At 44.7% G+C, this 16,746-nt stretch carries 12 protein-coding genes; 3 read left to right on the forward strand and 9 right to left on the reverse strand.

The window, feature by feature from the left end:
* Positions 1–253 precede the first annotated feature (253 nt).
* The gene (locus G3M70_14300) at positions 254–883 is read left to right on the forward strand and encodes a formylglycine-generating enzyme family protein (protein ID QPJ62982.1); all 630 of its coding nucleotides are present in this window, start codon (positions 254–256) and stop codon (positions 881–883) included.
* Here G3M70_14300 and G3M70_14305 read toward each other — a convergent pair.
* The 7 genes from G3M70_14305 to cheB form a co-directional block, all read right to left on the reverse strand.
* On the reverse strand, positions 873–3,308 hold the full coding sequence (locus G3M70_14305; GenBank protein QPJ62983.1) for a HAMP domain-containing protein: 2,436 nt from the start codon (positions 3,306–3,308) through the stop codon (positions 873–875). The two genes, G3M70_14300 and G3M70_14305, sit on opposite strands and share 11 nt — an antisense overlap.
* A 154-nt stretch (positions 3,309–3,462) precedes the next feature.
* Positions 3,463–3,900 carry a hypothetical protein gene (locus G3M70_14310; protein QPJ62984.1) on the reverse strand — a complete coding sequence of 146 codons (438 nt, stop codon included), beginning with the start codon at positions 3,898–3,900 and terminating at the stop codon, positions 3,463–3,465.
* Between the two features lie 19 nt (positions 3,901–3,919).
* Complete coding sequence (locus G3M70_14315; protein QPJ62985.1) at positions 3,920–4,450, reverse strand: chemotaxis protein CheW; 531 nt, start codon at positions 4,448–4,450, stop codon at positions 3,920–3,922.
* 28 nt (positions 4,451–4,478) lie between these two features.
* Positions 4,479–6,731, reverse strand: coding sequence for a response regulator (locus G3M70_14320; protein QPJ62986.1), 2,253 nt, complete (start codon positions 6,729–6,731; stop codon positions 4,479–4,481).
* A complete protein-coding gene (locus tag G3M70_14325; protein ID QPJ62987.1) occupies positions 6,728–9,478 on the reverse strand; it encodes a response regulator in 2,751 nt (916 codons plus the stop codon). The genes G3M70_14320 and G3M70_14325 overlap by 4 nt, the downstream gene beginning before the upstream one ends.
* 17 nt (positions 9,479–9,495) lie before the next feature.
* The gene (locus G3M70_14330; protein ID QPJ62988.1) at positions 9,496–10,944 is read right to left on the reverse strand and encodes a methyltransferase domain-containing protein; all 1,449 of its coding nucleotides are present in this window, start codon (positions 10,942–10,944) and stop codon (positions 9,496–9,498) included.
* Positions 10,945–10,986: 42 nt separating this feature from the next.
* Positions 10,987–11,982: a chemotaxis-specific protein-glutamate methyltransferase CheB gene (cheB, locus tag G3M70_14335; protein ID QPJ62989.1), complete on the reverse strand. Its 996-nt coding sequence runs from the start codon at positions 11,980–11,982 to the stop codon at positions 10,987–10,989.
* A 249-nt stretch (positions 11,983–12,231) separates the two neighbouring features.
* Here cheB and G3M70_14340 point away from each other — a divergent pair, with 249 nt between their 5' ends.
* Entirely contained in the window at positions 12,232–12,657 is a 426-nt protein-coding gene (locus G3M70_14340) for a hypothetical protein (protein QPJ62990.1), read from the forward strand.
* Positions 12,658–12,724: 67 nt separating this feature from the next.
* Here G3M70_14340 and G3M70_14345 read toward each other — a convergent pair whose 3' ends face one another.
* On the reverse strand, positions 12,725–13,243 hold the full coding sequence (locus G3M70_14345; GenBank protein ID QPJ62991.1) for a ZIP family metal transporter: 519 nt from the start codon (positions 13,241–13,243) through the stop codon (positions 12,725–12,727).
* Positions 13,244–13,869: 626 nt separating this feature from the next.
* On the opposite strand from G3M70_14345, the gene G3M70_14350 reads away from it, so the two are divergent.
* Positions 13,870–14,508, forward strand: coding sequence for a cation transporter (locus G3M70_14350; GenBank protein QPJ62992.1), 639 nt, complete (start codon positions 13,870–13,872; stop codon positions 14,506–14,508).
* Between the two features lie 168 nt (positions 14,509–14,676).
* Here G3M70_14350 and G3M70_14355 read toward each other — a convergent pair whose 3' ends face one another.
* Complete coding sequence (locus G3M70_14355; protein QPJ62993.1) at positions 14,677–16,731, reverse strand: TonB-dependent receptor; 2,055 nt, start codon at positions 16,729–16,731, stop codon at positions 14,677–14,679.
* Positions 16,732–16,746: the final 15 nt, after the last annotated feature.

Consider the following 16,746-nt stretch of genomic DNA (forward strand, 5'->3'; position numbering starts at 1 on the left):
AATTTAAATTTTGTTATAAAATTCCAAACAGAGGACATGGTTGTTAAATGAATTTTAACCTCTTATCTATGAGGAAAAAATCAGTTATTTAAACGTTAAGAACAGTTTGAGTTTGTATTCCCTATTTGTTGGAATTTTTCTTGTGAACGTATTTTTTGTGTCGCCTTTGTGGGCACAGGGTAAAAGTTCAGCAACATTGCTTTCGCCGTCAACCCAAATTGAATTTGTCAAAATTCCTGGAGGGTGTTTTATTATGGGAGACAATCATGGATATAAATATGAACAGCCAGAACATGAGGTGTGTGTTGATGAATTTTTTATCGGTCGTTATGAAGTTACCCAGAAGCAATGGCGTGCTTTGATGGGGCCAAACCAGGCCAGGTTTGTTGGTGATGAATTGCCCGCCCAAAGGATTTCCTGGAATGACGCTGTTGAATACATTCGTCGTTTGAATGAAAAGGAGAAAACAAACCGGTACCGACTCCCGACAGAGGCCGAATGGGAGCGGGCTGCCCGCGCGGGAACGAATACCCGATATTATTGGGGAGATGAAATCAGGAATGAATATGCCTGGTACTATGGTTCCTCGAAATTCACCGCACACCGGGTAGGAACGGCACTTCCAAACGCTTTTGGATTATATGATATGTTGGGAAATGTCTGGGAGTGGGTGAGTGATTGGTACGATAGCAAGTATTTTAAACGAAGCCAAAAAGATAATCCGAAGGGCCCTGAATCCGGAACAATGCGAACACGTAGAGGGGGTTCCATGGCAAACCTGGCTTCTTATGTTCGCTCTGCCTCAAGGTACAGAAGCAAACCCGATAAGCGGCATTACATTTTTGGGTTCAGGCTGGCTCAGTCGGCTAATGTTACTGATTGATCTTGAAGCGCCCAACCAGGTTTTTTAAATGTGAGGACATCTCGGATAGCCTGTTTGTTACAGCAGATGTTTGTTTTATTGCCGCTGAAGACTGGCGGCTGCCATCAACTATTTCTTTCAGAGCAGAAAGAACCTGTTCTGTCGCAGTCTTTTGTTGTTGGGTCGATAATGAAATCTGGGCCGCAGCATCGGCTGTGGTTTTGGCACCAGATACCAGATTTTCCAGCTCAGATATAGTTTGAGCTGTTAACTCAGTTCCCGCCTTGATGTTTTTTGAACCCCGTTCTGAATTGACCACAAGTCGATTAATAGCTTGCTGAATTTCTTCGATTTTGTTTTCGATTTCTCCGGTTGATTCCATCACGTTATCTGCAAGACGGCGGATTTCGACTGCCACAACGCCAAATCGTTTTCCTGCCTCGCCTGCGCTGGAAGCTTCAATTGCCGCATTAAAAGCGATCAGTTTTGTTTGATCAGCGATGTTGTTGATGATTTCCATAACCTTTCCGATTTCTTCAGAGCGAGTTCCCAATTCAACAATTTCACGAATGCTGACCTGATTGTCGTCAGATATGGTGTCCATTTTAATTTTCAGATTTTCCATTGCTTCCCTGCCCCGTTCCGATTCATGCAAGGCGTTATTCGATATTTCGGCAACTGCGTTTGCATTATCGGCCACTTGGGAAGAGGAAATGGAAAGTTCTTCAACTGTTGTTGAAATCTCTGTGACCGAAGTGGATTGTTGAGCAGCTACCGCAGCTTGATCCTGCACGGAGGCTGAAATTTCACTGGAAGAGATTGCCAGTTCATTTGCGTTATTTGAGATTTCCTGCATGCTGTCCACCAGCTTTTCAAAAAACTGAATTAACCCTTCTCCCATTTGACCGATTGGTGACTCCCCTGTTACCGTAACCTTGTGGGTCAGGTCTCCCTTGGCAGCAGCGCTTACCACTTCCAGGATACTGTTAACCTTTTTCTGGAGTTCTTCTGCCTGACGGTGGCGTTCTTCAGACATTTCCTTGAATAAACGGTCGGCTTCCTGTTTATCACGCAACTCTTTCGTCATTTGCCCAAAAGCGTGAGCAAGGTCACCTTTCATTTCATATTGTTTGGAGAGGTTGCCTGCGGCGATGTCTTCTGCCTGATTGACTACCTCCTTCATTGTGTCGAGCAAAGTGTTATAAATATCCTGGAGGGTGCCTATCTCATCAGACGAATTCACATGAAGTTTGTCCTGAACAAAGTTTCCTTTAGAGATTTCCTTGAGTTGTGTGGAAACATTGAGGATTGGACGTACAATTTTTGCTGCGAAATAGTAATAAATTCCCATGATAATCAGGACAGTAAGGATTATGGCACTGATGACAGTCCATCGGATTGTGACTTGATTCTGGTTCGATAGGGCAGTGTATTGAGTTACCAGATCATCGCTGAGTTTCCTCAAATCGTTAGATGACACCACAATGGATTGCTGGGCTTTTCGGTAAGGAAGTGAATTGACTTCAGAGCTCATCAGGGAATTGACGTGGTTCACAAACTCCTTGAATTGGCGGATGACTTCCCTGATTTTATTTTGAATAACTTCATTGTCTATGGCATTGACTGCCTTAAAGTGGGTCATTGCCAGATCTTCGGGATATTCTCCTCCGTTTTTCATTGCTGAAATTGTGCGGTCGAAAACTTCTTTGGCGCGTTGATACTCTTCCAGACTCGGGTTGAGCTCCTCTTTTCCCAGGCTGATGTCTTCTGAAAACATCAGATAAAATTTCCGAATCCCCATCAACTCGCCAACCTTGAATGGTTTGCCTTTTAGAGCAGAATGGCATTCCGCACAGGCTTTTACTGTGGCTCGATCAGATGAATAAAGCCCTATGTAAAGGCGGCTGTCTTCTTCAAATACCTTGCTGTATATTTTTTCAGGTGAGGCCGTTAGGAATTCATAAGCCTTTTTGTCCATTTCCGTTTTGAGGCCCTTTTGGGGATTGATCGGATCCTTGTTGATAATATCGATTTTATAAAACTGGTTTTCTCCAAATTTCTCATTCACCATTCGGGTGAAAGTTGCAGGGAAGGGGATCGCCGGGTGTGCTTCGGAGCTCGGGTCCATACTGATTCCAAGGTTGACCTTTTTTGCGGCGCTGACTATATCTTCGGTAAAGATCGCCCTCATTTGGGTTATATAGTGATTCAGGGATTCGACATTTTGTTCAATCGTCCGGCGCCGGCTTTTTGCCATGGCATTGCTTAAAGCGGATTTACCCATGGCCTGGCTGAGCATACGCTGACGACCAAGTGCGTTGGTGATGTCAGCATCTTCTGCCGCATTGTTCAGCGAATTGAAAATTACCGCACCTGAGACGATTACGACTGCTCCCATGACGGCAAACATGATAAAGACCTTTTGCTTGATAGAGAGATTATTCATCTCTTGGGGTCTCCCGGGGATGATTGAATGAAGGGTAATTCCTTGACTATTCCAGCTCTACAGGCAATAACGAATAAACTGAATGTATGATTCAGGGATTGAAAAGCCACCCTGGATGAACTCGTTCTTACTTGAATATCGGGGCCATAAATTACTAATTCCATACTTCCTCTTGTTGAGACAGGCACCCGGCGGCCAGTTTGTGGCAATCGATCAGCAGGACGGGCTCTTTCTTTTCCAGGCTGATCCCCCACAGCCAGAGATGTTGTCGGACTTTTTCCACGATAAAGGGAAAAGACCTTATGGCCTCAATGGGGATATAAGCAATGTCCTGGGGTTGATCGATCTGTAAAGCTACCGTATTTCCCTGAAAATGAATGGTAATCACATGTGGGTCTTTATACACCAATGGACTGGCAGTTAATGGCATCAAACGGTCAAGCAGGAACACTTCCACGTCCGGATGTGTCCAATGGTCGCCTTCGACCAATTCATCAATCTGCTCAAGGTCAGTCGCAAACAGGGTGTCATGCATTCTAAACACCAGGGCTTGAAAACCTTCTATTTGTAATTTTTGAAGAGCTGTTGTCATCGATTGCCTTTATAAAAACTCAATCCGCATTCTTTTCTGTTATTTTTTCGAAAAGTTTACCGGCGTCAAGCAAGGTAACGTTGTGATGGCGGTATGAAAACTCTCCATCGACAAAATAACGTATTGTGTCATTCAAGGTTGAGATAGGTTTCTGTATCGATTCTTTTGGAGCGTCCAGAACATCCTGGACCGTATCTACCAGAATACCTGACCGTATTCCATTTTTTTCTGCAATAACAATCCGACTGTCCACACCTGTTTCTGTGGGCGGTTGCCCCATAAATAAATTTACATCTATGACAGATTGAATGTCCCCCCGGACGTTTATGATCCCAAGAATGAAAGGGGGAGTGGCGGGAACCCGGACTATTTTCAAGACGGTCAAAATTTCCTTCACGCTATCGCCATGGAGTGCATAGTAATGACTCCCAAGGGTGAAAATAACAAGCTTGACCTTTTCCTCTTCCTTCTGAACATCAAGGGTTTGGTCCTTGCGCTTGTGGATTTCCTCAAGGATTCGATCGCTTTTAAAATTTTCTGTTTCTTCCATCGATTTAATTGTCGTTTTAAATTTCCAGTTATTTTGAACGCATTTCCCAGGCACCATCCCAATCAAAAGCCGGTGGGTTGTTTTGGAAAAACTCGGACCTTTCTCTATAAACAATTGCGGCACGATCCTGCGGATTTATTTCACTGGCACGCATAAAACAACGAATGGCACCCTGCCAATCTCTGGATTGGTATAAGCCAAGTCCTTCCTGAAAAACCCCAAAACTTTCATCCAGACGTAGGGAACTGTTGTTATCGTAAAAACCAAGGACCTCGTAAATTATAACGGGCTTTGTCTTTCCTTTCACCTTGATCCAGTCCAATTTGCGTGTTCGATAGTTTTCCTTTAATTTTCTAAATGTATTTTCACTGATTAAAATATTGGTGCCGAAATATTTATTCAATCCTTCCAGACGGGAAGCCAGGTTGACTCCGTCTCCAATACAGGTGTAATCCATCCTTTTTTCGGATCCGATGTTTCCGGAAAGAACTTCATCTGTATTGATTCCTATTCCCATGGCTATTGGATCTTTTCCCAATTCAACCCGGCTTTTATTTAATCCTTCCAGGGAGTTCACCATGTTGATGGCTGCTTTTACCGCAAAGTCCGCATCCTGTCCACTTTTGAATGGGGCTCCAAAGACCGCAAGGATGGCATCCCCTATGTATTTATCAAGGATTCCATTGCATTGGAAAATCTGATCAACCATCACGGTGAAATATTCGTTGAGCATTGTTACTGTTTCCTTTGCTCCAAGTTTTTCTGTGATAGTGGTGAAATCCCGAATATCCGAAAATAAGATAGACGCTTCCTGTATCTGTCCCCCCAGCATGGATTGACCGCCTTCCAATAACTTGTCCGCCAGTTCTTTGGTCATATAACGCGCCAGGGTGCCTTTCACTCTTTTTTCTGTCGTGATGTCTTCAAGCACCAGCATGGTTCCGATCAGTTGCTGTTTGAAATTTTTTAGAGGAACAAATGTAAGGTTCATGGGTACTCGCTTATCCTCTTCCAGCGTGATTTCGGCATCCATGACTATGGAAGGTCGTCTGGACTTTACTACTCCATCAACCTTGTCCAGAATCCAGTGGTTTGGGCCACTGCAAAAATCGTCGAGTTTTCTGCTGATAAGTTGTTCAAGTTTTAAGTCAAGAATTCTCTGTGCAGCCGCGTTGGCAGTTATGATTCGGTAATCGCTATCCAGGGTGATTACCCCGTTGGTGAGGCTTTCCAGGACATTTTCATTGTAGTTTTTTATATTGAGGACTTCTTCAAGCAGTCGCTCCGTCTTTTCTTCCAGCCTTAGATTATTCAGGGCGACTGCAGCTTGTGAGGCCAGTGATTGCACAACCTCGAGGTGTGAATCAGAAAATGGAATAATTTTCCCCGTTGATAAATCCGTGGCATTGAGCAATTGTAAGACTCCCTGCACTTCGTTGAAACGATCCACCATTGGCACAACCAGCATCGACTGTGATCGGTAATTGGAAGTCCTGTCAAAATTTTTGGGTCCAGTGAAATCGAACAGCTCTGATTCATAAACATCCGGAATGTTGACCGGTTTTTTATTTATCGCGACATAACCGGAAACATTGGATTCCCTGATATCCAAGGGGGGGAACTCGATTTTCCCCCCTGACTTTCCCCCCAGGAAGACATTCAGTGTTCGGTTTTGCACAATTTTAAATTCAAGTTTTCCATTTTCTACAAGGTACAAAGTCCCAGCGTCAGCGTTGGTGAGGGATCTTCCATGGGTGATGATGATTTCCATGAGAGAGGGGAAGTTTTTTTCAGATGAAACCGCCAACCCGATCTCGGTCATGGTTTCAACAATGGTTCCAAGTTCCTGATTTTTTTTCGTGATGTCGAGTAGGAGCTGGCGGTTTTGGTCTACGATCCGTTTTTTCTCCAGGACCTGTTCAATGGAAAGAAGGACTGTATCCTGGAGGTTCTCATCTTTTAAAAGATAATCATTGGCCCCCAGGTTGATCGCCTCTATAGCCACTGCGACTTCATTATTTCCGGACAAAACGATAATTGGAATTTCTGAGTTTTCCTCGGTGCGCAACTTGCGGATAAGTCCTAATCCATCGAGGACCGGCATGTGGATGTCGGAAATAATAACGTCCAAACCGGATTCTGAATTGATCAGGTTTATTCCTTCCTGGCCATTCTCCGCTGTAACCACCAGGTATCCTGAAGATTCGAGGATATCAGCGAGGATATCTCGAACAAAAGAGTCGTCATCGACTACAAGTATTTTGATAGTTTGATTATTCATTGCACCAGATTCTGGATGGCATTGGTTAACTGTTGTGGATCAAAGATCCCCTTGACAAGGTAGCCATTGGCGCCGGCATCCATGCCCCTTTGTTTGTCCGCCTCATCACTGCGAGAACTTAAAATGATTATTGGAGTGTGCCGGTACCTGTTTTCCTGACGCAATGACTCCGTCAGGGTAAAGCCGTCCATCCGGGGCATTTCGATATCGGTCAGTATCAGGTCGTACTGATTTTCCATGGCTTTTTCAAACCCTTCGACCCCATCGGCAGCGAGATCTACCTTGTAACCTTTGGCTTCAAGAATATTTTTTTCAACATGCCGCGTACTGACCGAGTCGTCTACAACCAGAATGCGGAGTTTCCCTGGCCCTGAATCGAAAGCTTTTTCCTGGAACCATTCTTCACGTGATTCACGGGCGAGGCCGAACAACCGTGTAATTTGCAGGACTAGTACGATCTCATTTTTTCCGGACAAGGTAATACCTGAAACCAGTTCGTTGTGTTTCATGTGATCCGGCAGAGGTTTAATTTCCATATCTTCTTCCGTCACAATTTCATCAACAATCAGGCCAAGCATTTCGGTACCCATAGCGACGATCAGGATCACCAGGTTGCTTTGGGATAATTTTTGATCAGTGAGAGCACCGTCCTCAGTGTCCAGAAGTGTTTTTAATTCAGTGACCGGGATGATCTGGTCTCTGAGCGATACGGCATACCGGTTGACCACTTCGATGAGGGAATCGGTCGGAACCCGAATAATTTCACGTATTGAATTAAGAGGGATCGCAACCTGGGTTTCGCCAAGACTCACCAGCATAACTCTCATCACGGCTAGAGTCAGTGGAAGACGAATGAAAAAACTGGTTCCCTTGTTTTTCTTTGTTTCAATTTGAAGGGAACCCTTAAGGTGCTTGACAATGTTATCCCGAACAACATCCATCCCAACACCACGCCCCGAAACTTCAGTGACAAGCGCTGTTGTGCTGAAGCCTGGACGGAAAATCAGATTGATAATCTCTGACTCCGGCAGGTTTTGGGCGGTTTCTTCATCGTAAATTTTTTTCATCACTGCTTTTTCACGGATTTTATCCACCGGAATCCCGGAGCCATCATCAGTTATTGTTATCAACACATGTCCGCCTTCGTAAGCCGCAGAGATGGAAATTGTCCCTGATTCCGACTTTCCCTGATCGTTACGAATATCCGGCGTTTCCAGGCCATGATCGATACTGTTGCGCACCATGTGGAGAAGTGGATCGCCAATCCTCTCTATAATTTTTTTGTCTAACTCGGTTTCACCACCTGTTATTTCAAGTTTGACCTGCTTGCCACAGGCATTGGAAATATCACGAACCAATCGTGGAAAACCATCCAGTACGGTGGAAAGGGGGAGCATCCGCATTCGCAGAACTTTTTCCCGAAGATCGTCTGTGACGAGCGATTGAAAACTCATGACATCACGAGTTTGAGATGAAAGCGCTTTCAGCTTGTCATGAATGGAACGGGCTTCATCTATAATCTCTGCAGTTTGACCGTTTAATGGGCCTTCAGGGGATTTCTGGACGGTTCCAAGTTGATCCAGGTATTTGTTAAACAGCTTGGTGACCTCATCGATATCCAGCACATTCTGCTTCATCCGAATATGGTTGGATACGATTTCTCCCATTAGCTTTACCGTGTCGTCCAGCTTGGATGTGTTGATCCGGACGGTATCACTCATGGCAGTCTTGAACATGGTTTGAGGTGTTTGGTCCTGCTTTTTTACAAGGCCACTTTCCCCGCCGTCCTCCGAATCATGAACAGCTTTCGTGAGTTGACTCGATTTAAGAGGTTTAACCTTATCTCCCCGGGCTGCCGATTCCAGCGTTTCAATGAGTGGGCGGATGTCGGTATCAAGAGTTTTCCCCTGTGATATTTCCTCAACAAACTCAGAAATGAGATCTACCGATTTTAGAAGCAGGTCGCACAGGGGGTTATTGAATGAGAACCTATTGTTGCGAAGGGCATCCAAAACGTCCTCCACCCTGTGAGCAAGAAGTGAGATCGGTTTTAACCCGAGGATTTTGGAGGAACCTTTCAAAGTGTGGGACACACGAAAGATTTGATCTAAAATTTCCAGGTTTCCGGGTTGCGTTTCCAGATTGATCAAACCTTCGTTCAATGTGTTGATGTGTTCACGAGCTTCGTCCACAAATCGTGCAACAAATTTGCTTCGATCAAATCCCCCTGATTTTTTTTCAGTGGGGGCTTTCTTGGCTGAAACTTCATCGGGTTGAGCGGCGGTTTGTTCCTGGACCTGGGGTTGTGGCTGGGAGGGTACAGGTGGTTCTTCTGGTTTGGGGATTGCCGGAGCCGTGTATTCACCGGAAAGAGCCTGGTCGAGGTTCTCCAGGATGTTATCAATGTCCGTGGTAATGGTTTCACCACGCGCAATCTGGTTTATGAAAACATCCAGCAGGTCAGATGAACTAACAAGTAGGGAGTGGATATCCTCCGTCATGTCGAGTTCCTGTTTTTGAGAACTTCTCAGAATCTCTTCCAACTTCAGGGAAATAGCAGCAACCTGTTGGAACCCCAGGATTTTTGCTGATCCTTTAATGGTATGCGCTGTCCTTACCAGTTCATCATCGACTCTTAAATTTTCAGGGGTTTCCTTGCTGGCATCCAGTCCACGCTTCAGGGTTCCCAGGTGTTCCCGCGCTTCCTGGATGAACCTCGGTATAAATTTGGATTTGTCGAATACCATATTAAAGGATATTTCCTTCAGTTGACCGTCAATTGATTTAACTTGTCCCTGCAGATGCCTGCAATCTGTGACTCTGTGTATTCACTGCGAAAAACCGGTAAACCATGATTTTCAAATCCGGAATTCTCTAATAAATTAAGGGTGACATTGTATTCCCTCCGAGCCGAATCATTATCTCCGGTTTCCCGGTAACTGTCTGCCAGATGATAATGAGCCAACCAACAGGAGGGGGCCAGGTAAATTGCTTTTCTCAGGCGGTGGACCGCCTCGGGGTGATCTGTGTTTTTTTGTGATGCCAGACCCAGCAGGAGATAGGGAGCCGCAAACAGCCCATCTTTTTTAAGAGCCTGTTGGCATACCTGTTCAGTTTCCTGGGCCCTGTTCAGTTGTAACAATATAAGGGCCTTTAAACTATAGGCCGAAAGAAAATCCGGATTCTTAGTGACCAGTTCTTCTACTGTTATTAAAGCTTCTTCCCATTGTTCATCAGTTGTTAAACTCAGGGCTTTAGAAAGAGTTCTTTCTTCGTCGGATAAGTTCGGTTGAATGTTTTTGGTTTGGTTTTTATTCGTTTCTTTTAGCAGCGCCTTTTTATCTGGAAGTCTGGATAGTTTTTGAACAGGAGATCCAGAAAGGAGATCGGACGATTCCGAAGCCTCAGTTTCTTTACAAAAGTAGAATATTTCTTCTTCTCTTTTTAAAGCCAATCGCCCGGTATCATGATGTGAAATTTCGACTGAACCTGTCACCAGATATCCACCAGGTGTTAAAAGTCGGGCGAGGTTTTGATATATCTTTTCCTGGGTTTCATTTTCGTAGTAAATGGAGACATTTCGATAAAAAATCAGGTCGGCACCCCTGGCTTCTTCGGGATACGGCCAGTCTGCAAGATTGTGTTGCACAAAACGGACATTTTCGCGGATAGATGCTTTCAAAACATTTCGATTTCCCGCGAACGGGCTGAAATAATTATTTAAAACTTCGGAGCCCACACCACGGAAAGAATACGCCCCATAAACAGCCATACTGGCCTTGTGCAGAACATCATGATCAATGTCCAGACCGACCACTTCAATCTGATCGGTTATTCCTTCGCCAAATACTTCAACCAATGCCAGGACCAGGGAATAGGGCTCTTCACCACTGGAACAACCGGCACTGACTATTTTGATAGGCTGGCCATAGTAGGCACGGTTCTTTAATAACTCCGGACAAATTACACGGGTAACCAGGCGGTAATGGGGGTTCTCACGGAAGAAATAAGTTTCCTTATTTGTTAAAAGGCTGATCAGGTGGGAAACTTCTTCTGGGTCTTCCTGAAAAAAGAATCGGTATTGTTCAATTCCCTTTGATTCAGTGGCCCGGATACGGGCTTCGACAGCTTCGCCAAGAAACCGGAAGAAATCAGGTTTGAAATTGAGGTGGAACCTTTTTTGGATTCCGTTCTGAAAATGTTTCAGATCCATCCTGTTCGCCTCTGTTTCTTGCCTCATCATTTCAGATAGCATTTAAAGTTTTGCCAAATACTGCCCAATTTCTTCAATGGGCAACACTTTGTCGATGCAACCCGTTTCAATTGCCTGCCGGTTCATTCCATAGACTACACTGCTGGATTCATCTTGCGCGATAGTCTGTCCCCCTTTATCCCGAATGTTTTTCATCCCGGCTACGCCATCCGTTGCCATACCCGTCAAAATAACGCCCACACTTTTCGGGCCATAGTTTTGGGCTACAGAATTCAGGAGGACATCGCAATTAGGAGCATAACGGTCTTTCTCGCTGCGTTCTTCAAACTCAATTACTCCACCCAATCCAACTTTCATATTTTTTTCTGAAGGTGAAATGTAGATTGTATTGGCTGCCAGCCGGGTTCCCTGTTTTCCAAGTTCCAGTTTTTGCGGGCACACCTGATTCAGCCATTCCACCAGACCATCAGTAAAACCGTCCTCAATATGCTGGGCAATGACAATCGGGTGCGGAAAATTTTCTGGGAGGTGAGGGAGCATTTGCGACAAAGCTTTGGGTCCACCAGTGGAACAGGCGATGGCAATGACTTTGGCATCACGATGATTTCCTATCACTTGCGGTTTAACAGTAGTTTTTGGCCGAATGTGCCCGATGACCCGGACTTTTGCCAGCAACCTGATCCTGGACGTCAGTTTTTCACACTTGTCAGGGTCCAGATCGTCCTTTGGGAAAACATCCAATGCTCCCCGCGAACAGGCATCAAAGGCTACTTTGGAATCGTTGTTGCTTGAAATAACCAGGATGGGGCGGGCGCATTGTTGCATGATCTGGTCGATGGCCTCCTGGCCACTCATGACCGGCATCATCAAATCCATGGTAACCAGATCAGGTTTAAGCTCCAGTGTTTTTTCCACACCTTCTTTGCCATTAGAGGCTATTCCGATAACCTCAATATCAGGGTCCGATTCAATCATTTCTTTCAACATCTGCTGAGCCGTCACACTGTCTTCAACAATCAAAACACGGAACAACGCCATAACTGCTACTCACCTGAATTTTGGGGATTTAATATCAGGTTAAGGTAACATATTTTGTTGATTTAAGCTTTATTTTTCAATTGCCTAAAGGGCTTAAGCTGTTCTGAAACGTGGTTTTCCGGGTGTGTTGAGATATGTTAAGGTGTTTCAAAAAGATTAAGGCCCTATGCAGGGTAAAATAAAAACGTTATGTATAACTTTTGAATACATCAAGGGTTCTTCAATAAGAACTGTTAGAAGGAATAAACCATGTCGACAAATCCAAGAAGGAGATTTTCACTGGACAAGGTGGAAATCGATCCCAAATTGTTAAATAGAATCCAGTCAGCCGATGGTGACGAAACTCTCGGCGAATGGGATGGCGAAAATATTGAGGATCTGGTCAAGGAGTTGGAGCGAATCGAAGAAAGAGCCGATCCCAACTACGCCAACCTGCCGCATAATAAAAATATTCCTGAGGATCTGCGTGATCAGGTTGAAAAAGACTTGCCGATCTGGGCATGTGACCGTCAAGGTATGTGTCTGCTGGGAGAACACGCTGACAAGATACGCAGCGTGGATCAAATCCGCAAACGCTACGACAAAAAACACGGTGGGGTGGAAGCGTTTAAAGAAAAATTACGGAAGGAACGGGAAGCCTTTGTTGAAAAATTGAAAAAGGATGCTGCTCCATGAGGGAGCTTTGAATGGTGGTTTAAACCTATCCAACAGGCCAAGGTCTTTTTTATTTGTAAACTTATCCTTAAATAAAATACATAGCGGAAAAGCCCATACAAACAGATACTGTATGAATCCGACCGAATTGGTTCTGCTTATTTATTGCTGGTAGAAAGTCAAATAGAGCCAGATAAAGGAAAGTACCTCCCGAGGCTGCAATAGCCAATTCAAGCAGGTAGGGGTCCACTATTCCAAACATTACATAGGAAACACCTGCTCCCAAAGGTGTGATTAAGGCAAACAGAAAAATAATAAAAAGGATGGTTCTTTTTTTGAATATCCCGGCTTTAATAAACAGGCTGCTCAATATCAAAGCAACCGGGAATTTGTGAATGATGAGGGCAGCTATAACAACGATCCCGATTTCCATCTTCATGGCGGTACCCATGGCCAACCCTTCCACCAGACTGTGAAAAGATAACCCGCCTAGCGTTGATAATCCAATGGTCTGGTAGGAAATCTTTCCCGACTCCAGTGTGTTCCAGGCAAAAGTTTTTTCAAAGAAAAAAGTAATTAAAAACCCCAAGGCCAATGGGTATATCATTTCTATTCCTAAAACTGGATTCACCCTTGGGATGATATGAAATAGAACAGCCCCTAATAAACTCCCCAGACAAAAACTGATAAGGAAAAGGAATTTTCCTGGGCTCCAAAATCGAATTGTGGGAATGTATCCGCCCAGCATTGTAATGAAGAATGTGAAACCCAGGAAAGAATAGGGTGCAGTTGTATCCATTTATTTGGTCTTGATTCCTTTCAATATCTAAAGAGCCCCGGATATCCGAAAAATAGATTTGAAGTCAAGCGATGAATTCCAGGGCCGGAAGGATTATCTCCTTGGAGGAGGATAATTTGTCATTCCCATGTCTTTCCGGCCCCGGAAAATTGAAATAGTCGGTGGTTATTAATTCTGGAGGTAGAAACTATAATTGTGAGTAATTTCAGGATCCTTTTTAATTTGAGTTGCAAAATACCATGGCAAGGTTGTAAATGCAAATGAATTGCAAATAAATTGCGAATAATTTGCGTAAAATTTTGCAAGTATTTTGCAAATAATATAGAATTTTCTAAAAAATTTGTAGTTTACAGATCAGCTACTTTAAATAGATTTTTTGAATGATTTAAAACAACCAATCAAAAAGCAAAATAATAGTTAATCAGGAGTAGCTAGTGAGCAGCTGTTCTTCAAATTGCGGTGAGGACTTGAATGATATCTTAAAAAATCACCGAAAGATTCTTTGGGTGGTCTTATGGGTAAACCTCGGGATGTTTTTTGTGGAGATTGCTTTTGGTTGGGTAGGTAAATCGCATGCGCTATGGGCGGATTCGCTGGATATGCTTGGCGATGCTCTGGTCTTTGGGGCATCGATCCTGGTCTTGAAAGCAGGGGAGAAATGGAAAGCTCGTGCCGCTCTTGGAAAAGGAATTCTTATGGGAGTTTTATCTATTGGACTATTCCTCTCCGCAATTTTTCGATTTTTAGAGCCTTTAAAACCTGACCCGGAAATTATAGGAGGAGTGGGTGCGCTGGCCTTGGTGGCAAATATAATTTGTGCTTTTTGTCTGTTTCAGTATAGAAATCAGGATCTGAACATGCGATCCACGTGGCTGTGCGCCAGGAACGATATTTTAGCTAATCTGGGGGTTATTATCGCAGCCTGGGGAATCTACATGTTTCATTCGCCCTGGCCAGATATCGTTGTCGCCATCCTCATTTGTCTTTTTGTCCTGAACTCTTCAATCTCGATAATAAAAGAAGCACAAAAAGAACTATCTGAATTCAAGACTTTTTTAAAAAAGACTGCCTGATTATCCTGGTTTTTGGCGAGGAAATATCAGACTGAAGTTATTTCGAAGAACCCCGGTGATTAATTTTGACCCGACACAACACTTTCAAAAGATAAATAAAAAAACCTGGAAAGGTCACTCACATTTTTTTAATGTGATGTGTCCCTCCCAGGCATTGGTTTTTAACCATTAAAAATTGACGCGTACTCCCAGTTCTGCCCCGATGCCAGCTTCAGGCGCAAAGTTTCTAAGAAACGAAGTTGAGTTCCGTATATTCTGGTCCAGAAGATTGTTTCCCTTCGCAAACAGCAGAACATCCGTTCCGTGAAAATCAAGAAGATGGTAATGCGTCGCCAGGTTCAGCAGAACATAAGAGGGCGTATTTGCCTCATTGGCCCCTGGATTGTTCTGGGCTTCCCCTCGTGTCAGCCTGAGGTTGGAGCTCCATTGCCCCTTGGAATGGTCCACCTGGAACCCCCATCGCAGCGGTGGTTGCTGTGGGACATCACCCATGTTGGTCAAGCGTCCGCGGGTAAAGTCACTGAACAGGGTAAAGTCTACTGCCCCGTGATTATTGTCCATTACTGGAAATATCAAATTGGCTTCATATCCCAGGAAGTAAGCCTGGGTCTGTTGGGCTAAAACCTCCGGAGCATCGTCGACGACAGCGCCTGTCCGACCCAGAAAAATGTAATCGTCAACAAGGTTGTAGAAAAGATCAACCTCCGCAATGACCCAGTCGGCATCGAATCTGTATCCAAAATCAAAGTTGTTAGAGGTTTCTTCGGTCAGGTTTGGATTACCTCTCTCAAAAGCGCGGGTAGCTTCGTGAAATCCTGAAAAGAATAGCTCCTGAACCTGCGGTGCTCTTTGGGAGCGGGTGAAAGCGCCTCTAAAATGGTGCTGGTCGTTGGGGCTCCACGTTGCAGAAGCGGAGGCACTGACCGGGGTAAAGCTGCGATACATCATTCCAGCAAAGTCTGGATCCAAGGAAGTGTGTTCCACCCTTACCCCTGCCTTCACATTGACTGGGCCAACATCAACAGATTCCTGACCGAAAATACCAATACTGTTTGTCCGGGTAGGAGGTGTTATAAATATGCTGTCCTCAACTGCGAGAGCGGAAAACTTACTTGAAATGGCCTGTACCCCGAGCACTCCTGTAAAACCGGCCAAAGGTTTATGAGGAATTTCCAGACGGCCTTCATACGTATCGTTTTGAAAGAAAGCTTCCGTTTCGTTCATGGCCGTTTCCCGATGTTCGTAATCGGTGTAACTCATGCTTGTTTTGATTGCTTCGAGGAAGCTGACCGGATTGTACAATTCCCCCTTGAAGTCGATCTTGTTTTGTTCCAGTTTAACTTGAACCCGTTCACCGTCGTCAGTTCCTTCCGGCGGTATGCCATAGGCATTGTCGAGGAAGTTGCCAGAAACACCGAAAAACCCTGAATCTCCCACCAGAGAGAATCCGGCAGTTCCGCCTCTGGTCTCGGAAGCACTGTTGTCGATAAAACCGTTTGTATTCCGGGTCACCATTAAATCAGGCTCACTAACCTGGCCGCGTGCCTGATCTATAGCTAAACCTCCAACATCGACGTTCGCGTTGTTACGATAAAAACCGTCGAGATGATAGGCAAAATAGTCTTTTCCGCCCTCTAATTTGATGGCTGTAGAGGTTTCATTGGATACGGAATTAAACTTTTGTTCAAAAGCGCCTGTGACCAGTTTTTCTGGAACCAATCGGGGAATCCTGTTGTCGATCACATTGACCACACCACCAATTGCGCCACTACCATATAAAAGTGTGGCCGGACCACGTAAAATCTCTATCCGGTCTGCCGTTAATGGATTTACTGAAGAGGCGTGATCAGGGCTTACCTGGGATGCATCGTTTGCCCCCAGCCCGTTGTTCAACACCCGTACACGCGGCCCACTTTGTCCGCGGATTACCGGTAAACCGACACCTGGCCCAAAGGATTGGCTGTGGACACCCGGTTGCAGTTTCAGAGTTTCACCGATAGTGGAAGCGGCTTTCAACCTTAACTCCTCATCATGCAAAACTTCTACGGGTCTTGCAGAGCTGGATATGGTTTCTTCCATTGGAGTGGAAACAACGACTTCCTTAAGGTGGATTTCAAAATGCTTTTTAGGGCTTTCAGTTATTTGGTGTTTTTCTTCGGCCCAGACGTGAGAAGTTAAAAGAGCCATACTTAAGCAAACTATTAATGTAATGTAAGGTCGCATAATCCATTCCGTTGA

The sequence above is a fragment of the Candidatus Nitronauta litoralis genome, assembly GCA_015698285.1.
In the GTDB taxonomy this organism is placed as follows: domain Bacteria; phylum Nitrospinota; class Nitrospinia; order Nitrospinales; family Nitrospinaceae; genus Nitronauta; species Nitronauta litoralis.

Excerpts from the sequence above, each read along its gene's own strand:
- cheB (QPJ62989.1), bottom strand. The coding sequence starts at position 11,982 with ATGGCGTTGTTCCGTGTTTTGATTGTTGAAGACAGTGTGACGGCTCAG.
- G3M70_14300 (QPJ62982.1), top strand. The coding sequence starts at position 254 with ATGGGAGACAATCATGGATATAAATATGAACAGCCAGAACATGAGGTG.
- G3M70_14340 (QPJ62990.1), top strand. The coding sequence starts at position 12,232 with ATGTCGACAAATCCAAGAAGGAGATTTTCACTGGACAAGGTGGAAATC.
- G3M70_14320 (QPJ62986.1), bottom strand. The coding sequence starts at position 6,731 with ATGAATAATCAAACTATCAAAATACTTGTAGTCGATGACGACTCTTTT.
- G3M70_14310 (QPJ62984.1), bottom strand. The coding sequence starts at position 3,900 with ATGACAACAGCTCTTCAAAAATTACAAATAGAAGGTTTTCAAGCCCTG.
- G3M70_14345 (QPJ62991.1), bottom strand. The coding sequence starts at position 13,243 with ATGATATACCCATTGGCCTTGGGGTTTTTAATTACTTTTTTCTTTGAA.
- G3M70_14315 (QPJ62985.1), bottom strand. The coding sequence starts at position 4,450 with ATGGAAGAAACAGAAAATTTTAAAAGCGATCGAATCCTTGAGGAAATC.
- G3M70_14330 (QPJ62988.1), bottom strand. The coding sequence starts at position 10,944 with ATGGATCTGAAACATTTTCAGAACGGAATCCAAAAAAGGTTCCACCTC.
- G3M70_14325 (QPJ62987.1), bottom strand. The coding sequence starts at position 9,478 with ATGGTATTCGACAAATCCAAATTTATACCGAGGTTCATCCAGGAAGCG.
- G3M70_14305 (QPJ62983.1), bottom strand. The coding sequence starts at position 3,308 with ATGAATAATCTCTCTATCAAGCAAAAGGTCTTTATCATGTTTGCCGTC.
- G3M70_14355 (QPJ62993.1), bottom strand. The coding sequence starts at position 16,731 with ATGCGACCTTACATTACATTAATAGTTTGCTTAAGTATGGCTCTTTTA.